This is a genomic window from Turicimonas muris, assembly GCF_002221595.1.
GTDB lineage: Bacteria > Pseudomonadota > Gammaproteobacteria > Burkholderiales > Burkholderiaceae_F > Turicimonas > Turicimonas muris.
Window position 1 is genome coordinate 192988 of sequence record NZ_NHMP01000001.1, and the last position, 14737, is coordinate 207724.

At 46.0% G+C, this 14737-nt stretch carries 15 protein-coding genes; 7 read left to right on the top strand and 8 right to left on the bottom strand.

Features of this window, described 5'->3' with window-relative positions; translation table 11 throughout:
* Positions 1-26: 26 nt before the first annotated feature.
* Genes dut through ADH67_RS01060 form a run of 5 tightly spaced genes read right to left on the bottom strand, consistent with a single transcriptional unit; the run spans position 27 to position 6047 of the window.
* Positions 27-473, bottom strand: a complete 447-nt coding sequence (gene dut / locus ADH67_RS01040) for a dUTP diphosphatase (protein WP_066590839.1) — start codon at positions 471-473, stop codon at positions 27-29.
* Positions 457-1674: a bifunctional phosphopantothenoylcysteine decarboxylase/phosphopantothenate--cysteine ligase CoaBC gene (gene coaBC, locus ADH67_RS01045; RefSeq protein WP_066590840.1), complete on the bottom strand. Its 1218-nt coding sequence runs from the start codon at positions 1672-1674 to the stop codon at positions 457-459. Before coaBC ends, dut begins: the two co-directional genes overlap by 17 nt.
* An 18-nt stretch (positions 1675-1692) precedes the next feature.
* Entirely contained in the window at positions 1693-2187 is a 495-nt protein-coding gene (gene lspA, locus ADH67_RS01050) for a signal peptidase II (RefSeq protein WP_066590841.1), read from the bottom strand.
* A 3-nt stretch (positions 2188-2190) separates the two neighbouring features.
* A complete protein-coding gene (ileS, locus tag ADH67_RS01055) occupies positions 2191-5061 on the bottom strand; it encodes an isoleucine--tRNA ligase (protein WP_066590843.1) in 2871 nt (956 codons plus the stop codon).
* Positions 5062-5102: 41 nt separating this feature from the next.
* Positions 5103-6047 carry a bifunctional riboflavin kinase/FAD synthetase gene (locus ADH67_RS01060; RefSeq protein WP_066590846.1) on the bottom strand — a complete coding sequence of 315 codons (945 nt, stop codon included), beginning with the start codon at positions 6045-6047 and terminating at the stop codon, positions 5103-5105.
* A 217-nt stretch (positions 6048-6264) separates the two neighbouring features.
* Between ADH67_RS01060 and purN the strand changes: the two genes are divergently transcribed.
* Both purN and ADH67_RS01070 read left to right on the top strand, forming a co-directional pair.
* On the top strand, positions 6265-6909 hold the full coding sequence (gene purN, locus ADH67_RS01065) for a phosphoribosylglycinamide formyltransferase (RefSeq protein ID WP_066590851.1): 645 nt from the start codon (positions 6265-6267) through the stop codon (positions 6907-6909).
* A 7-nt stretch (positions 6910-6916) separates the two neighbouring features.
* Positions 6917-8473: an RsmB/NOP family class I SAM-dependent RNA methyltransferase gene (locus ADH67_RS01070; protein WP_084081392.1), complete on the top strand. Its 1557-nt coding sequence runs from the start codon at positions 6917-6919 to the stop codon at positions 8471-8473.
* A gap of 101 nt (positions 8474-8574) precedes the next feature.
* Here the strand turns inward: ADH67_RS01070 and rpmG are convergent, their stop codons facing one another.
* Complete coding sequence (gene rpmG, locus ADH67_RS01075; protein WP_066590853.1) at positions 8575-8742, bottom strand: 50S ribosomal protein L33; 168 nt, start codon at positions 8740-8742, stop codon at positions 8575-8577.
* Positions 8743-8757: 15 nt separating this feature from the next.
* A complete protein-coding gene (gene rpmB, locus ADH67_RS01080; protein WP_066590859.1) occupies positions 8758-8991 on the bottom strand; it encodes a 50S ribosomal protein L28 in 234 nt (77 codons plus the stop codon).
* 273 nt (positions 8992-9264) lie between these two features.
* Between rpmB and ispH the strand changes: the two genes are divergently transcribed.
* Together ispH and ybaK are read left to right on the top strand one after the other, a co-directional pair.
* Positions 9265-10224, top strand: a complete 960-nt coding sequence (gene ispH, locus ADH67_RS01085) for a 4-hydroxy-3-methylbut-2-enyl diphosphate reductase (RefSeq protein WP_066590861.1) — start codon at positions 9265-9267, stop codon at positions 10222-10224.
* A gap of 60 nt (positions 10225-10284) precedes the next feature.
* Entirely contained in the window at positions 10285-10776 is a 492-nt protein-coding gene (gene ybaK, locus ADH67_RS01090) for a Cys-tRNA(Pro) deacylase (protein ID WP_066590863.1), read from the top strand.
* On the opposite strand, the gene tsaD is transcribed toward ybaK, so the two are convergent.
* A complete protein-coding gene (gene tsaD, locus ADH67_RS01095) occupies positions 10777-11793 on the bottom strand; it encodes a tRNA (adenosine(37)-N6)-threonylcarbamoyltransferase complex transferase subunit TsaD (protein WP_066590865.1) in 1017 nt (338 codons plus the stop codon). It abuts the gene before it with no gap.
* 248 nt (positions 11794-12041) lie between these two features.
* Between tsaD and rpsU the strand changes: the two genes are divergently transcribed.
* The 3 genes from rpsU to dnaG all read left to right on the top strand — a co-directional run bounded on the left by rpsU (position 12042) and on the right by dnaG (position 14717).
* A complete protein-coding gene (gene rpsU, locus ADH67_RS01100) occupies positions 12042-12254 on the top strand; it encodes a 30S ribosomal protein S21 (RefSeq protein WP_008811706.1) in 213 nt (70 codons plus the stop codon).
* Between the two features lie 21 nt (positions 12255-12275).
* Positions 12276-12722, top strand: coding sequence for a GatB/YqeY domain-containing protein (locus tag ADH67_RS01105; RefSeq protein WP_066590867.1), 447 nt, complete (start codon positions 12276-12278; stop codon positions 12720-12722).
* 69 nt (positions 12723-12791) lie between these two features.
* Entirely contained in the window at positions 12792-14717 is a 1926-nt protein-coding gene (gene dnaG / locus ADH67_RS01110; RefSeq protein WP_236578438.1) for a DNA primase, read from the top strand.
* Positions 14718-14737 lie beyond the last annotated feature (20 nt).

Here is a 14737-nt window from a genome sequence, read left to right on the forward strand (position 1 = left end):
CAGAATGCGGCTTTCTTGATAAGAAATTAACCAATTCCCGAGGAACCAAATCCTCCGGTTCCTCGTTCCGTTTGTTGGAAGTCTTCAACCTCTTCGAATTGAGCGTGGACAACCGGCACAATAATCATTTGTGCAATCCTGTCCAGAGGCTGAACGGTAAAAGTTTCACTCGAACGATTCCAGCAGGATACTTTCAGTTCCCCCTGGTAATCTGAGTCAATTAAGCCGACTAAGTTTCCGAGAACGATTCCGTGCTTATGACCGAGGCCTGAGCGCGGAAGAACAAGAGCCGCATAGTTTGGATCCCGCAGATAGATGCTGATTCCTGTGCCGATGAGATAAGTTTCTCCAGGCTCGACCACAATCGGTTTATCAATCATGGCTCTTAAGTCAACTCCGGCAGATCCGGGAGTCCCGTAGGAGGGTTTGAATTCTTTTGCCCGCGGATCTAAGTATTTAATTTGAACGTTCACAGTTTCTATCCTTCAAGAGTCTGTTGATTTCTAATACAAGTGTGTCGGCTAATGCTTCTTTGCTTCCGGGTCCGACTGTTTTTAGACTGTCCTTTGTGATGAACACGGCGTCATTGGAGTCAGAATTAATCGCATTGGCAGGATTGGCGACTATTAAGTCTGCACCTTTTCTCTGAAGCTTCAGTCTGCCGTTGTCGATGACATCATTGGTTTCGGCCGCAAAGCCGATGCAAAGAGGCTTGCTTTCTAAATGGCCGACTAAGGAAAGGATATCCGGATTCTTTGTCAGCTCCAGGGAGTAAGAATCCGAAGAGTTTTCTTTTTTGATTTTCTTATCAGAAAAGTGAGCGGGACGATAGTCGGCCACAGCTGCAACAGAAATGAAAACGTCCGGTTTTTCCTCTTCTAAGAGCTGAATAACGCAATTCTTCATCTCTTCGGCACTCGTGACGTTAAATCGTACAGCTCCTGCAGGCGTCTGCTGATGCACGGGCCCCGATACCAATAGAACTTCAGCGCCGTAACGGCTGCATGCAGATGCAATGCTGTAACCTTGTTTTCCGCTGGAGGAATTGGTAATTCCTCGGACCGGATCTAGCGCTTCAAAAGTCGGTCCTGCCGTAATCAATACTTTTTTACCCGAAAGAAGTTTCGGATAAAAAGACCGGATAATGTCCTCAGCGATGCCTGCCGGCTCTTTGAGTCTTCCTTTGCCGTTATCTCCGCAAGCTTGGATGCCGGCTTCCGGACCCGAGAATGAAACGCCGGGCCAGCTTTGAAGTTTTTCAACGTTCTCCAGATTTGCAGGGTTGTCCCACATAAAGCAATTCATTGCAGGAGCAACGATGATCGGTGTCTTGCGGGCGGCACATAAAGAACTGAGGAGATCATCGCAAATGCCGTTCCGAAGTTTTGCAATGAAGTTGGCGGTTGCGGGGGCTACCACAATGAGATCAGCCCAATCAACAAGATCGATATGAGCTATTGTGCTGTTGGAAGAGTCCCACATATTTTTGGCAACTTTTCTTCGGGTAAGAGCCTCGAAGGTGGCTTCGCCGACGAAATGGGAGGCGGCCTCCGTAAGCACAACCTGAACTTCCGCCTGATTTTTGACAAGCAGACGGATGAGCTCACAAGCTTTATAAGCAGCAATGCTTCCGGTAATCCCAAGCAGTATTTTTTTGCCTTTTAGAATGTGCATACGACATCCTTGGAAAGATTATTTGGAACGGAAAAATTCCCAAATAATGACAATGAAAGCGCCGACGCAAATACAAATGTCAGCAACGTTAAATGCGGGCCAATGATAGTTAACTGCATGGAAGTCCAGAAAATCGACGACATAACCTAAATTCATGCGGTCGTAGGCATTTCCGATGGCACCGGCTAAAACGAGAGACAGTCCGAAGCACAAAAAGGGCTTTGAGCTGTTCTTAGCGATAAGACACAGAATGACGACGGAAATAACGAGAGCAAGAACCAAGAAAATCGGCTGCTGCCATCCGCCGGCATCTGCAAGAAAGGAGAACGCTGCGCCGGTGTTGTAAGCAACGACGAGATTGAAGAAGTCAGTGACTCTTTCGGAATCACTGACAATCATTCGATGCTGAATCCAGTACTTGGTCCATTGATCAAGTCCGATAAGCAGCGCAGCAAAGAGGGACCACAGGAATACTGCGGTCCAGTTCCAATTATTAGTTTTTTTTGAAGCCATCAATTAAGCAAATTTACGTTCTTCAGGAACACCGAATAGATTGCCTACGCAGCGGCAGCACAATGTCGGATAATTCGAATCTTTCCCGACGCTATCTACATATTGCCAGCAGCGTTCGCATTTCTTTTCGGTCATTGGCTTAACGATAATTTCGCGTTTGTCAGAGACACCGACAAGTTTTGCAGAACTTGTGATGAAGACATAGCGAAGTTCGTCGCCTAAAGTCTGGAGGATATCGTATTCGGTTTGCGGTACCTTCAGTTCCACGGCCGCTTGTAATGAGGAACCGACTTTACCTTCAGCTCTGAGAACTTCAATTTCTTTCTGGACATCGGAGCGGATAGCGCGGATGACAGCCCATTTGTTGAGCAGTTCAACGGATTCGCTGATGACAGGAAGGGCTTCGAATTTTTCCGTGAAGATGGTTCCGGAGCTCTTAGGATTGAAGTAGGAGTATGCCTCTTCAGCGGTGAAGGAAAGAATCGGAGCAATCATCTTCAAGAACGCATTGGTCAGATACCACAATGCGGTCTGAGCTGAACGGCGAGCCTTTGAATCGGCAGCTGTTGTATACAAACGATCCTTGAGAATATCTAAATAGAAACCGCCCAAATCATCGCTGGCAAAAAGCTGCAGCATGGAGGAAACCATATGGAAGTCATAAGCATCGTACTTAGTCAAAACTTCGTCTTGAAGCTGCTGAGTTCTTGCGATAGCCCATCTATCCAGTTCTGCTAACTCTTCAACCGGAACGACGTCTTTTTCAATATCAAAGTCGTTGGTGTTGGCCAAGAGGAAGCGGATAGTATTTCTGAAGCGACGGTAGGAATCTACGGTACCTTTCAGAATTGTCTGGCCGAGAGAAATTTCTCCTGTGTAGTCGGAGCTGCCGACCCATAAACGGATAATTTCAGCACCGTATTTATCGGCAATTTCAGAAGGCAGAATGACGTTGCCCAAAGATTTGCTCATCTTGCGGCCTTCTTCGTCTACGGTAAAGCCGTGTGTGAGCAAAGCTTTGTACGGAGCCCTCTTATCGATGGCACAGCCTGTGAGAAGAGAAGAGTGGAACCATCCTCTGTGCTGGTCGCTGCCTTCGAGGTACAAGTCAGCGGGATAGCCAAGCTTGTCAGCGTGAGATCCTCTCATGACGGTCATATGAGTAGTACCGGAATCAAACCAAACATCTAATGTGTCAGTAGACTTTTCATACAAATCAACATCTTTATCGATGAGGTCGGAGACTTTCAGCTTGGTCCAAACTTCGATGCCGCCTTCTTCAACTCTGTCTGCAACATCTCTCAAGATCTTTAATGTATCCGGGTGAAGTTTGCCGGTTTCTTTATTGATCAAGAAGGGCAGAGGAACACCCCAGGTTCTTTGTCTGGAGATACACCAGTCAGGACGGTTGGCGATCATGTTGTGGAGTCTGACTTCTCCCCATTCAGGATAGAAAGTCGTGGCTTCAACAGCTTCCAAGGCGACTTTGCGAAGAACAGGTTCTTTTTCAACAGGCTTGCAGACCCCTTCAGAGTCAGCGACCGGCTCATCCATTCTGATAAACCACTGGTTAGTTGCTCTGTAGATCAACGGTGTCTTATGACGCCAGCAGTGCATGTAGCTGTGGCTGATAGTCTCGTGATTAAGGAGGTTGCCGGCAACGGTCAATGCATCCAAAATCTTGGGCTGAGCTTTCCAAACATTTAAGCCGGCAAACATCGGCAGCCAAGAGGCATAGACGCCGTCTGCCTGAACGGGATTGAGGATCTCGTCGTTGGTTAATCCGTCTTTCTTGCAGGAGACGTAGTCGTCCACACCGTATGCAGGAGCACTGTGAACGATACCGGTACCGGCTGTTGCATCAACGTAATCGGCGATGATGACTGGTGAAAATCTGTCATAGCCTTTGTCGAGACCGGCAAGGGGATGTTTGAAACGAAGGTGATAAAGATCGGAGCCTTTTGCTTTGCCGATAACTTTTCCTTCTAAGCCATAACGTTTGAGGGCATCTTCATACAGACCTTCGGCAAGGATGAAGTTTCTATGCGGTGTTTCAACGACAACATAGTCTAAATCCGGGCTGAAGTTCAAAGCCTGGTTTGCCGGGATTGTCCAAGGAGTGGTTGTCCAGATTACGGTTGCGGTCGGCTTGGTCAATTTGACATTGAAAAGCTCTTCGGCTCTGGCTTTGTCTTCGTCAGCCAGGGGGAAAGCAACATCAATGGCGGGGCTGCTTCTGTCCGCATATTCAACTTCAGCTTCAGCCAAGGCACTCTTGCAATCGAAGCACCAGTTAACCGGTTTAAGGCCGCGGTAGACGTAACCTTTTTCCAAAATGATACCGAGGGCGCGAATTTCTTCCGCTTCAGTTTTCGGACGCATGGTCAAATATGGATCGGACCAATCACCGAGAACGCCGAGGCGCTTGAAGCCTGCCATTTGGTTCTTAATTTGTTCTTTGGCGTAGGCGCGGCATTTAGCCATGATTTCTTCTTTAGGAAGATTCTTGCCGTAAGTCTTTTCAATTTGAATTTCGATCGGCATGCCATGGCAGTCCCAGCCCGGGACGTAAGGAGCATCAAAACCCTGGAGTGTACGGGTTTTGCAGATGATGTCCTTTAGGACCTTATTGACAGCGTGTCCGACGTGAATGTTGCCGTTTGCATAGGGAGGGCCGTCGTGGAGAAGAAATTTAGGCGCACCTTTGCGTGCAGCTCTGATTTTTCCGTAAACATCCTTAGCTTCCCATTCTTTGATGAACTCAGGCTCACGCTTGGGCAAGTTGCCTCTCATCGGAAATTCAGTATCAGGAAGATTTAACGGAAATTTTTTTACTTCGGTCGCATCCGAATTCTGTTTATTTGCTTTTGACATAATTCCTTGGCCCCCTCGGGCTCTTCAAGGTTAATAAAAAACTAAACGGACAAGCCTAAAATTTGCTTTGCCTTTTTCTGGTCATCAGCAATCGCTGCCCGCAACTCTTCGAGAGAATTGAATTTCTTCTCATCTCGGATCTTCGCAAAGAATTCTACATTGACAATCTTGTCATAGAGGTCTTCATGGAAATTAAATAAATGAGTTTCGAGTAAATACTCACCGTGATCATCGACGGTCGGTCTTTTTCCGATACAGGCGACGCCTTCAATCGGGCGCGGAGCTATGCCGTGAGCTTTTACGGCGTAGACACCGGTGATTGCCGGGCGAGCTTTGGAGTACGGTGGAAGAATTCTTTGATTAATCGTTGGGAAACCGAGCTTGCGGCCTAACTGTTTTCCGTGAAGAACTTTTCCGGAAAGACTGTAATGGCGTCCAAGCATATAGTTTGCCGAAGCAATGTCGCCTCTGGCTAAGGCTTGACGAATGCGGGAACTGGAAATAGCCGCCTCCCCGTGATAAATCATGGGCATAGGATGAACTTCAAAATGAAATTCTTTTCCCAGATCTTCCAGTGTGTGGAAATCTCCCGCTCTCTTAGCACCGAAGTGAAAGTTTTCTCCTACGGTGACCCAACGAGCGTGCAGACCTTGTACTAGCAGGTCTTTAACGAAGTCATACGGACTTAAGGAAGCCAGCTTTTCATCGAATTTAAGAATGTAGACTCGTTCGATCCCGCTTCCCTTCAGTGCTTCCACTTTATCGTGAAGGCTCAAGATTCTTGCGGGGGCGGCATCCGGATTAAAAAATTCCCGAGGATGAGGTTCAAAAGTCAGAATCGCCGGGCATAACAGTCTGGCATGTGCAGCCTCAACTACTTCCCGAATTAAAGCCTGATGGCCGAGATGTACCCCGTCAAAGTTGCCGATGGCCACGGCACAGTCCAATCTATCTTCTGGTTTTGGCAGTCCTCGAAAAACTTTCATTTTCCTCAAATCTCAAAAAATAACTGTAACGATCAATTATGCCAGCATCGATTTGGATTCTCATTTTTGGATGTAAGAATCTTTTCTAACAAGAAGTTTCTTTGGAAATAGGAACGCATCAATTTTGAGCCTGAGTTTCAGAACCTCTAATTGTGTATACTCGATCAGATTACCTTATCAAAGGCCACAGGCCTTTCTACTATCAGTGTTCAATTTTATGAAAAACATCGTCGTTCTCATTTCCGGGCGCGGAAGCAACTTTAAAGCAGTTTATGAAACAAGCGCAAAAGAAAAATGGGCTGAGATTTGGGGTATTCGCATTGTCGGCGTCATTTCCAACCGCCCTGATGCCGCCGGTTTGGAATTTGCTCAAAGCGTCGGCATTCCGACCGCAGTAGTTGATCATAAGAAGTATGAAGACAGAGAAAGCTTCGAGAGAGATCTGGTCAAGCAAATTGAAGCATTCCGCGGAGATTTGGTTGTTCTTGCCGGGTTTATGCGTGTTTTGACACCGTATTTTGTCCGTCAGTATCCGGGAAGAATTCTCAACATTCATCCGGCACTTCTGCCGTCTTTTCCCGGTCTGCATACCCATGAAAGAGCACTGGAAGCGGGCGTCCGCATCCACGGAGTAACGGTACATTTTGTTTCCGATGTGCTCGACGGCGGCGAAATAATCGGACAGGCTGCCGTTCCTGTTTTAGCAGGAGATACCCCTGACAAGCTGGCTGAAAGAGTACTCAAAAAAGAGCACATACTCTACCCAAGAGCAATCCGCCTGGTAGCCTGTCAAAAGGTACGACTGGAAGAAGGTACAGTCAAGATGGATCTTGAATCCAGTGAGCAATTAGCAATTTTCTAAGTTAAAAATGGCAACAGAAAAACCAAGATCAGCCAGAAAGCCCGGCTATAAGCGTCAGGATGCACCCAAACGCAAATTAACTGACAGACAAAAAGCGGCGAAAGAACGTTGGGCGAAGATGACTCCGGAAGAGCGTCAAACGCATGACAAAACTAAGGCTCCGAATCCGAGAATGCAGAAGCAGCATCCAGGACAAGTCCGCATCACTTCTTTAGTGGTCGATGAACTGGGCAAAGCTTTAAGAACTATTTTGAAGCTTGACGGGCCGGCCGATGTTCTGATGAGCATTTACTTTAAGAATGCACGGCATTTAGGTCCGAGAGAAAGAACGCTCATTGCTGAAGGCATCTATTACACCATGCGTCATCTTTCTATGATCACTTGGAGGATGAATCCGGTAAGACCTGACAAAGCGCCGCGTTTGACCGGTTTGCTTGCGTTGGCTCTGCAGCATGGGTTGGATGCTATCCATGATCAGATTTTAGGCAAAGAAAAAGAAACTCTGAAAAACATGCTTGCTCCTAAGAGTTCTGACGCTCCGAAAGAGATTCAAGCTGAAGTGCCGAAATGGCTGTATGACTTGGCGGTGGTACAGTGCACCGACCATAAGGCTTTGTTTGAAGCCATGCAGGAAGGCGCTCCTTTGGATTTGCGCGTTAATAGCCTTAAGAGTACGCCGGATGAAGTTATTCTGGAATTGGAAGAGCACGGCGTCAAAGCAGAAAAGGGCATATACAGTCCTGACTGCGTCCGTCTCTTTACTAAGCCTGCTCTGACTCAATGGCCTATTTACAAAGAAGGCAAGGTTGACGTGCAGGATGAAGGCAGTCAACTGATTGCTCGCCTGATGCAACCTAAACGCGGTGAAATGATTTGCGACTTCTGTGCCGGTGCCGGCGGTAAAACACTGGCTCTGGGCGCCCTTATGAAGAGTTCAGGCCGAATCTATGCTTTTGATGTCAATGAGAAGCGTCTGAACGGTCTTGCCCCGCGTATGAGAAGAGCCGGATTAAGCAATATTTATCCGGTTGTCATTCGTGATGAACACGACAAGCATATCAAACGTCTTTACGGCAAGATGGATCGCGTTCTTGTCGATGCTCCATGTTCAGGGACCGGAACCTACAGAAGGAATCCTGATCTGAAATGGAGATTTGGCGAAGAAGAACTGAACAGAATTAATGATATTCAAAAGTCGGTCCTGCGCAGCGCAGCAAAGATGCTGAAACCGGGCGGTCGTTTGGTTTATTCCACCTGTTCTATTTTGAAGCGCGAGAATCAGGATGTGATTGAAGAGTTCCTGAAAGAGAATGAAGATTTCGAGCTGCTTGATGCTTTTGATATTCTTCAGAAGCAGGGAGTAGAAATCAATCCTTATCAGAAGGAACGCTTCGGAGAATATTTTGTGATGCTTCCGCATTTGAATAAGACTGATGGTTTCTTCGGTGCGGTACTTCAGAAGAAAAGAGCAGAAAAGCCAAGCAAACGTTTGACCCAAAATACTCCGGAAAATGCAGAGGCTGAAAAGCCGGCTGAGAAAAAGGCTGAAGAGGCTGCGAAGTAGGTCAGGAAAAAAGAGCAGAGGCAGCGATTTTGTCTCAGGCTCTCCGGACAACAAAAAACCGAAGCGGACGCTTCGGTTTTTTGTTGAGAATCTTAGCTGAATTACTTCAACTTCGTTTCTTTGTAGACCACGTGCTTGCGAGCAACAGGGTCGTATTTGCTCATTTCCATTTTGCCACTTTGATTACGTTTGTTCTTAGTGGTTGTATAGAAGTGGCCGGTTCCAGCGCTGGATACCAATTTGATTTTTTCACGAATACCTTTCGCCATGGTGAACTCCTTAGATTAGATTTCGCCGCGGGCGCGAAGGTCCGCTAAAACAGCATCAATGCCGTTCTTGTCAATTGTACGCAGGGCTGCATTGGTCACGCGCAAACGGACCCAGCGGTTTTCGCTTTCAACCCAAAAACGGCGATATTGCAAATTGGGCATGAAGCGACGCTTTGTTTTGTTGTTCGCGTGCGAAACATTGTTGCCGACCATTGGAGCTTTGCCGGTGACTTGACACACTCGTGCCATCGCTAACTCTCCAGAAATAAAATTGTTTAAAACTTACCCTCAGCAGATTCAAAAAGTGAATAGGCTAGGGACTAAAACACCAAATTATACGTTGTTTTCTTTCACTTTGCATAACTTCAGGAAAAAATTTCTAAACTTCGCGAGTCCTCACCCTGCCAGACTTTGGAAAGTTTCGGAAATATCATGTTGCAAATGAAACTGTGCGGTCTCTTTTCATAAAAAATATAAGATTCTGCCGCTCGACTAAAATCAAAGGTTCATTTGGAGAGGTTGATGAAAATAATACTAGCTCAGCCACGCGGATTTTGTGCCGGAGTAGAAAGGGCCATAGAAATTGTTGAAAGGGCACTTGAAGTCCATGGGGCTCCTATTTATGTGCGCCATGAGATCGTTCATAACAAATATGTCGTTAATACTCTAAAGCAAAAGGGGTCGATTTTTGTCAATGAAATTGACGAAGTACCCGATGGCTCCGTTTTAATTTTTTCTGCCCATGGGGTTCCAAAAAAAGTAGCGGAAAAGGCAGCTTCTCGAGATTTAGTTATCTACGACGCCACTTGTCCCTTGGTAAGAAAGGTCCATGCAGAAGTCTCAAAAATGCATAAAGCCGGTTATGAAATCATCATGATCGGCCACGTCGGCCATCCGGAAGTGGAAGGAACCGTAGGTCAGGTTGATCAGCATGTCGAAGTAGTGGAGTCAGCCGAACAAGTCGAAAACCTTCAGCTCAAGAATCCTGAGAAAGTTGCCTATGTCAGTCAGACAACTATTTCCTGCGACGATTCTAAAGTTGTTATTAATGCCTTGAAGAGGAAATATCCGAGGGTGCTAGAGCCCAAGAAAGCGGATATTTGCTATGCCACTCAGAACCGCCAAGATGCCGTAAAAGAACTGGCTAAGCGTTCTGATCTGATTTTGGTTGTAGGAAGCAAAACAAGTTCGAACTCCAATCGTCTGCGTGAAGTAGCTGAAGGGGTCGGCACCAAGGCTTATTTGCTTGATGACGCTTCTGAGATCGATCCGATTTGGCTTAAAGGTATAGAAAGCATTGGAATTACTGCCGGTGCAAGTGCCCCGGAGATTTTGGTCGAAGAGATTATTGAGAGGCTCAAAGAGTTTGAGCCTTGTGAGGTGATCGCAATGGAAGGTGTTGAGGAAAACGTAGAGTTCCCGCTTCCAAAAGGCCTATGGAAAAAAGATCTTGAGGAAGCAAAATCTCAAAATAAGGTGTGATTTGGCGTAAAAGACGCGAAAAGGAATAACTTCACAGTTCAAAAAACATTTGAGTTCATTATGACTAAAAAGAAAACAGTATCTGAAACTCCAGCTACGGCCTGGCTTAAAGCAAAGAAAGTCCCTTATGAAGAGGGGATTTACGAATACGTTGAACATGGCGGTACCAGCCAAGCTGCACAATGTTTCGGAGTTGATGAACATAATGTCGTCAAGACCTTGATCATGCAGGATGAACACGAAAAACCATTAGTCGTTTTGATGCACGGAGACTATGAAGTCTCGACAAAGAACCTAGCCCGAGAAATCGGTAAAAAGCACATTCAGCCCTGCAAACCGGAAGTTGCCCAAAGAAATTCGGGCTATCAGGTCGGAGGAACCTCTCCCTTCGGAACGAAAAAGAATATGCCAATCTATGTAGAGGAAAGCATTCTCAGCTTGCCCTTCATTTACATCAACGGCGGCAGAAGAGGATTCAACGTCAAACTCGATCCGAAGATTTTGGTGGATGCTCTAGGCGCAACTTCGGTTAATTGCGCCAATCCGAAGTAATCATTGGAAACCTTCAAGCTGCCACTTCGGTTTAATTGAGAAGCCCTCCTTCGGGAGGGTTTTGATATTTTGAAGATGGCTTGCTGCTGCAGCGGCAATCATGGCGCCGTTATCCGTGCATAAAGCCAGAGGAGGAAAATAGACTTTAACGCCAATTTTCTTGCAAGCTTTAATTAATCCTTCGCGCAGTTGTTTGTTTGCACTGACGCCGCCCGCAACGACTAAAGACTTGTATCCTGTTTTCTTAAGAGCTTTAACGGTTTTCTTGACGAGAACTTCTGTGACGGAATCTACAAAGGCTCTGGCAAGGTCATTTTTAAAAGACTGGGCCGACGGATCTTCAGCCAATCTGATGGTATTCATCACTGCAGTTTTTAAGCCGGAAAAACTGAAATCAAGGTTGTCCGCATGAAGCAGGGGACGCGGAAGGTTAATGGCACCCGGAGTCCCTTGTTCCGCAAAGCGAGACACGGCTGGGCCTCCCGGATAGCATTCTCCAAGCGCCTGAGCGGTTTTATCGAATGCCTCCCCGACAGCATCATCTAATGTTTCGCCAAGCAGTTCATATTTACCGGGAGAAGCAACCTTCATAATTTGGGTGTGCCCTCCCGAGACAAGCAGAGCAATAAACGGGAATTTAAGATCTTCTCCGGCAAGCAGACAAGAATAAAGATGCCCTTCCATATGGTGGACGCCGATGACTGGAATATTTAACGCCAATCCGATAGCGTAGCCTACGGAGGTTCCCACCAAAAGAGCGCCGGCAAGTCCCGGTCCTTCGGTTACCGCAACCGCATCAATGTCTTTTTTGGAGATATTTGCTTCGGAAAGAACTTGATCAAGCAGAGGAATGATCCGTCTGATATGGTCACGGCTGGCGAGTTCGGGAACGACGCCTCCGTACAGTTTGTGCATATCAATTTGTGAGTGAAGAGCGGCGCCGAGCAGCCCTTTTTCGGAATCATAAAGCGCGACCCCGGTTTCATCACAGCTGGATTCAATTCCTAAAATAATCATGTTTTTGCCTTATAAGAAGAGAGTCAATTCTAATCTCCTAAAAAAAGTCCAAGGAGCGGAATGTTCTCAAAAGGTGATTTTCTTCTTCGTTACATAAAAAATACATATTCTCAAAAGAATCAAAGGAAAAAATTCTGAATTTGGATTACAATTGCAAACTTTCGAGTCATATAGAAGTTAGTTTGAATCTCTATAGTTGACTCAAACAAGTACACTTTTTAGTTAATTAATTTTAGTTTAGGTGCTAGATGCCCACTATTCGCGTTAAAGAAAACGAACCGTTTGAAGTTGCCCTCCGCCGCTTCAAGCGCACTATTGAAAAGAGCGGCTTGCTCACAGAGCTCCGCGCCCGTGAGTTTTATGAAAAGCCAACTGCAGAACGCAAGCGCAAAAAGGCCGCTGCTATCAAGCGTCACTACAAGCGTCTCCGCAGCATGATGCTTCCTAAGAAGCTTTACTAATCTTTTTTTCGCAGATCTACGATGAGTTTAAAAGATCAAATTACAGCTGATATGAAAGCTGCTATGCGTGCTCATGAAGCGGCACGTCTTAGTACGATCCGTCTTCTGATGGCTGCTATTAAGCAGAAAGAAGTTGACGAACGCATCGTTGCTGATGATGCAGCTATCCAACAAATTATCGCTAAACTTATCAAACAAAGACGTGATTCTGTTGAGCAATACAGAGCCGGCGGCAGAGATGATTTGGCAGATAAGGAAGCCTTTGAGATTGAAGTTCTAAGTGCTTATCTTCCTAAACAGATGAGTGATGAAGAAATCGCAGCTGTTGTAGATGAAGTACTCAAAGAAAACGGACTCAGCGGTATGGCTGCTATGGGAAAGGCAATTGGCTTAATTAAACCTAAAGTAGCTGGAAAAGCTGATATGGGTAAAGTAAGCGCTTTAGTCAAAGCGAAATTAGCTCAGTAGTTTCTTTCTTACACCTATACAAGCCTCGTTGGGTAAAGCCTTCGAGGCTTTTCTTTCAGAGGACGCACCGTGTTCATTGCTCAATCGTTTATAAAAGATTTGCTTGAAAGAGTAGATATCTTTGATACGATTAATCGCCGAATTACTCTCAAAGTAAAAGGCGAGAACGGATGGGCATGTTGTCCTTTTCATAACGAAAAAACCTCCAGCTTTTCCGTCAGTAGGCAGAAACAGTTCTATCACTGCTTCGGATGCGGAGAACACGGGAATGCCATTTCATTCCTGATGAAATACGAGGGCTTGGACTTTACTTCGGCCGTTGAGAAACTTGCTCAAGAAAACGGTTTGCAAGTCCGCTATGAAGGTAATCCGGTAAAGAGAAATCCGGAAGCTCCTCGCTTAGTGGATCTCATGGGTAAAGCTCAAGAATATTACCGCTCGAAGCTTCAAACTAACCCGTCAGCTCTTAAATACATAACAGACCGCGGATTGACGGCGGAAACTATTGAAAAATTCGGGATTGGTTTCGCTCCTGACAACTGGCGCAATCTTTCGGAAATCTTTGGTTCGGCTAATACCAAGTATTTAATCGAAGCTGGTCTGCAAAGAGAAGGAAAGAACGGCAACGAACCGTACGATTTTTTCCGTAACCGGCTGATGTTCCCGATCCGCAATGTGCGCGGCCAAGTTATTGCTTTCAGTGCCCGTACCATGACGAGCGAAGAGCCGAAATACATCAATACCGGAGAGACTCCGATTTTTAAAAAAGGAAGTGAAGTCTTTGGTCTGTACGAGGCTCAGCGCTTTATTCGCGAAAAGAATCGTGCAATTGTGGTTGAAGGCCAAATGGACGTCATTCAACTTTCTCAGGCCGGGTTCAAAGAGGCTTGTGCCCCGCTTGGAACGGCTATTCGCTCGGAGCATGTCGAAAGGCTGCTGAAGGTCACGGATCATGTTATTTTTTCTTTCGATGGAGATAATGCCGGGAGAAAGGCCGCCCGAAGAGCGATGGAACTGACGCTGCCTTTACTTAAAGAAGCGCAGAAAGCGTCCTTTCTGTTTCTTCCCGAAGGAGAGGATCCGGACAGCTATGTCAAGAATTATGGGGCCCCTGAATTTGAGAAATTGCTTTCTCAGGCTCAGCCGTTATCATCGTATTTAATTGATAACCTCTCCGAGGGGCTTGATCTGAAAGTTCCGGAGGATAAGAGCGAGTTTTTATCAGCGGCTGCGCCCCTGGTTCGTTCGATATCTAATTCTTTGTACCGCAGTGCGGTATTAAGCAATATCGCTAAGGCTGCCGGAGTCAATGATGTAAGAGTTCTTGCAGCACAGCTGGGAGTTTCTTTGCCTGCGGCAGCTTCGGCTCCGGACAGAAGGTTTCGAGGCGGTTTCCAGCCTTGGATTCCTCAAAATGCCGCCCACTCGAACTACGGATTCCAAAAAAGAAGAGTAGCTCCGGAAAAGAACCGTCTTCTGAGAACGGTTCTGAGAAATTTTGTGCTCTATCCTCAGCTGGCTGTGCTTTATGAAAAAGCAGCAACAGAATTGTTTTCTACTATAGAAAACGAGACGGCTCAAACCATTCTTAGTCTCATAGCGATCATTTTCAAAGAAAGCGAAGACGGCTATTCAATTCAAAATTCTTTGATTTCTATCCCGGATCCTTTATCTCCTCAATTTGAAGAGACTGTTGAAGCCGCAAGATCTCTGATCTTGACGATTGTTTCTTTGGAAGAAGGCAAAGAACTGATTCAAGAAGAACTAATCCGCGGAAGAGATTTGGGCACCAATTATTTTGCAGCGGAAAAAGAGACTCAAACCATATTCTTTAAATTCGAGTTAGAGCACATAGAGGAAGAAAAGAAGAACTTGCTCTCGGGTGAATTGACGGAAGAGGATAAGGATCTTTTGAGGGTTTATCAAAACAAAGCCAAGCTCCTAAAAGCGCAAATCCAAGATTTAACGAAAAAGATCAGCAAGGATTTGCAATAGTAGAAATGTTTTGTTACTAA

Coding starts and splice junctions, on each gene's coding strand:
- purN (WP_066590851.1), top strand. CDS start 6,265: ATGAAAAACATCGTCGTTCTCATTTCCGGGCGCGGAAGCAACTTTAAA.
- lspA (WP_066590841.1), bottom strand. CDS start 2,187: ATGGCTTCAAAAAAAACTAATAATTGGAACTGGACCGCAGTATTCCTG.
- ispH (WP_066590861.1), top strand. CDS start 9,265: ATGAAAATAATACTAGCTCAGCCACGCGGATTTTGTGCCGGAGTAGAA.
- ADH67_RS01105 (WP_066590867.1), top strand. CDS start 12,276: ATGAGTTTAAAAGATCAAATTACAGCTGATATGAAAGCTGCTATGCGT.
- ileS (WP_066590843.1), bottom strand. CDS start 5,061: ATGTCAAAAGCAAATAAACAGAATTCGGATGCGACCGAAGTAAAAAAA.
- coaBC (WP_066590840.1), bottom strand. CDS start 1,674: ATGCACATTCTAAAAGGCAAAAAAATACTGCTTGGGATTACCGGAAGC.
- rpmG (WP_066590853.1), bottom strand. CDS start 8,742: ATGGCGAAAGGTATTCGTGAAAAAATCAAATTGGTATCCAGCGCTGGA.
- rpmB (WP_066590859.1), bottom strand. CDS start 8,991: ATGGCACGAGTGTGTCAAGTCACCGGCAAAGCTCCAATGGTCGGCAAC.
- ADH67_RS01060 (WP_066590846.1), bottom strand. CDS start 6,047: ATGAAAGTTTTTCGAGGACTGCCAAAACCAGAAGATAGATTGGACTGT.
- ybaK (WP_066590863.1), top strand. CDS start 10,285: ATGACTAAAAAGAAAACAGTATCTGAAACTCCAGCTACGGCCTGGCTT.
- ADH67_RS01070 (WP_084081392.1), top strand. CDS start 6,917: ATGGCAACAGAAAAACCAAGATCAGCCAGAAAGCCCGGCTATAAGCGT.
- tsaD (WP_066590865.1), bottom strand. CDS start 11,793: ATGATTATTTTAGGAATTGAATCCAGCTGTGATGAAACCGGGGTCGCG.
- rpsU (WP_008811706.1), top strand. CDS start 12,042: ATGCCCACTATTCGCGTTAAAGAAAACGAACCGTTTGAAGTTGCCCTC.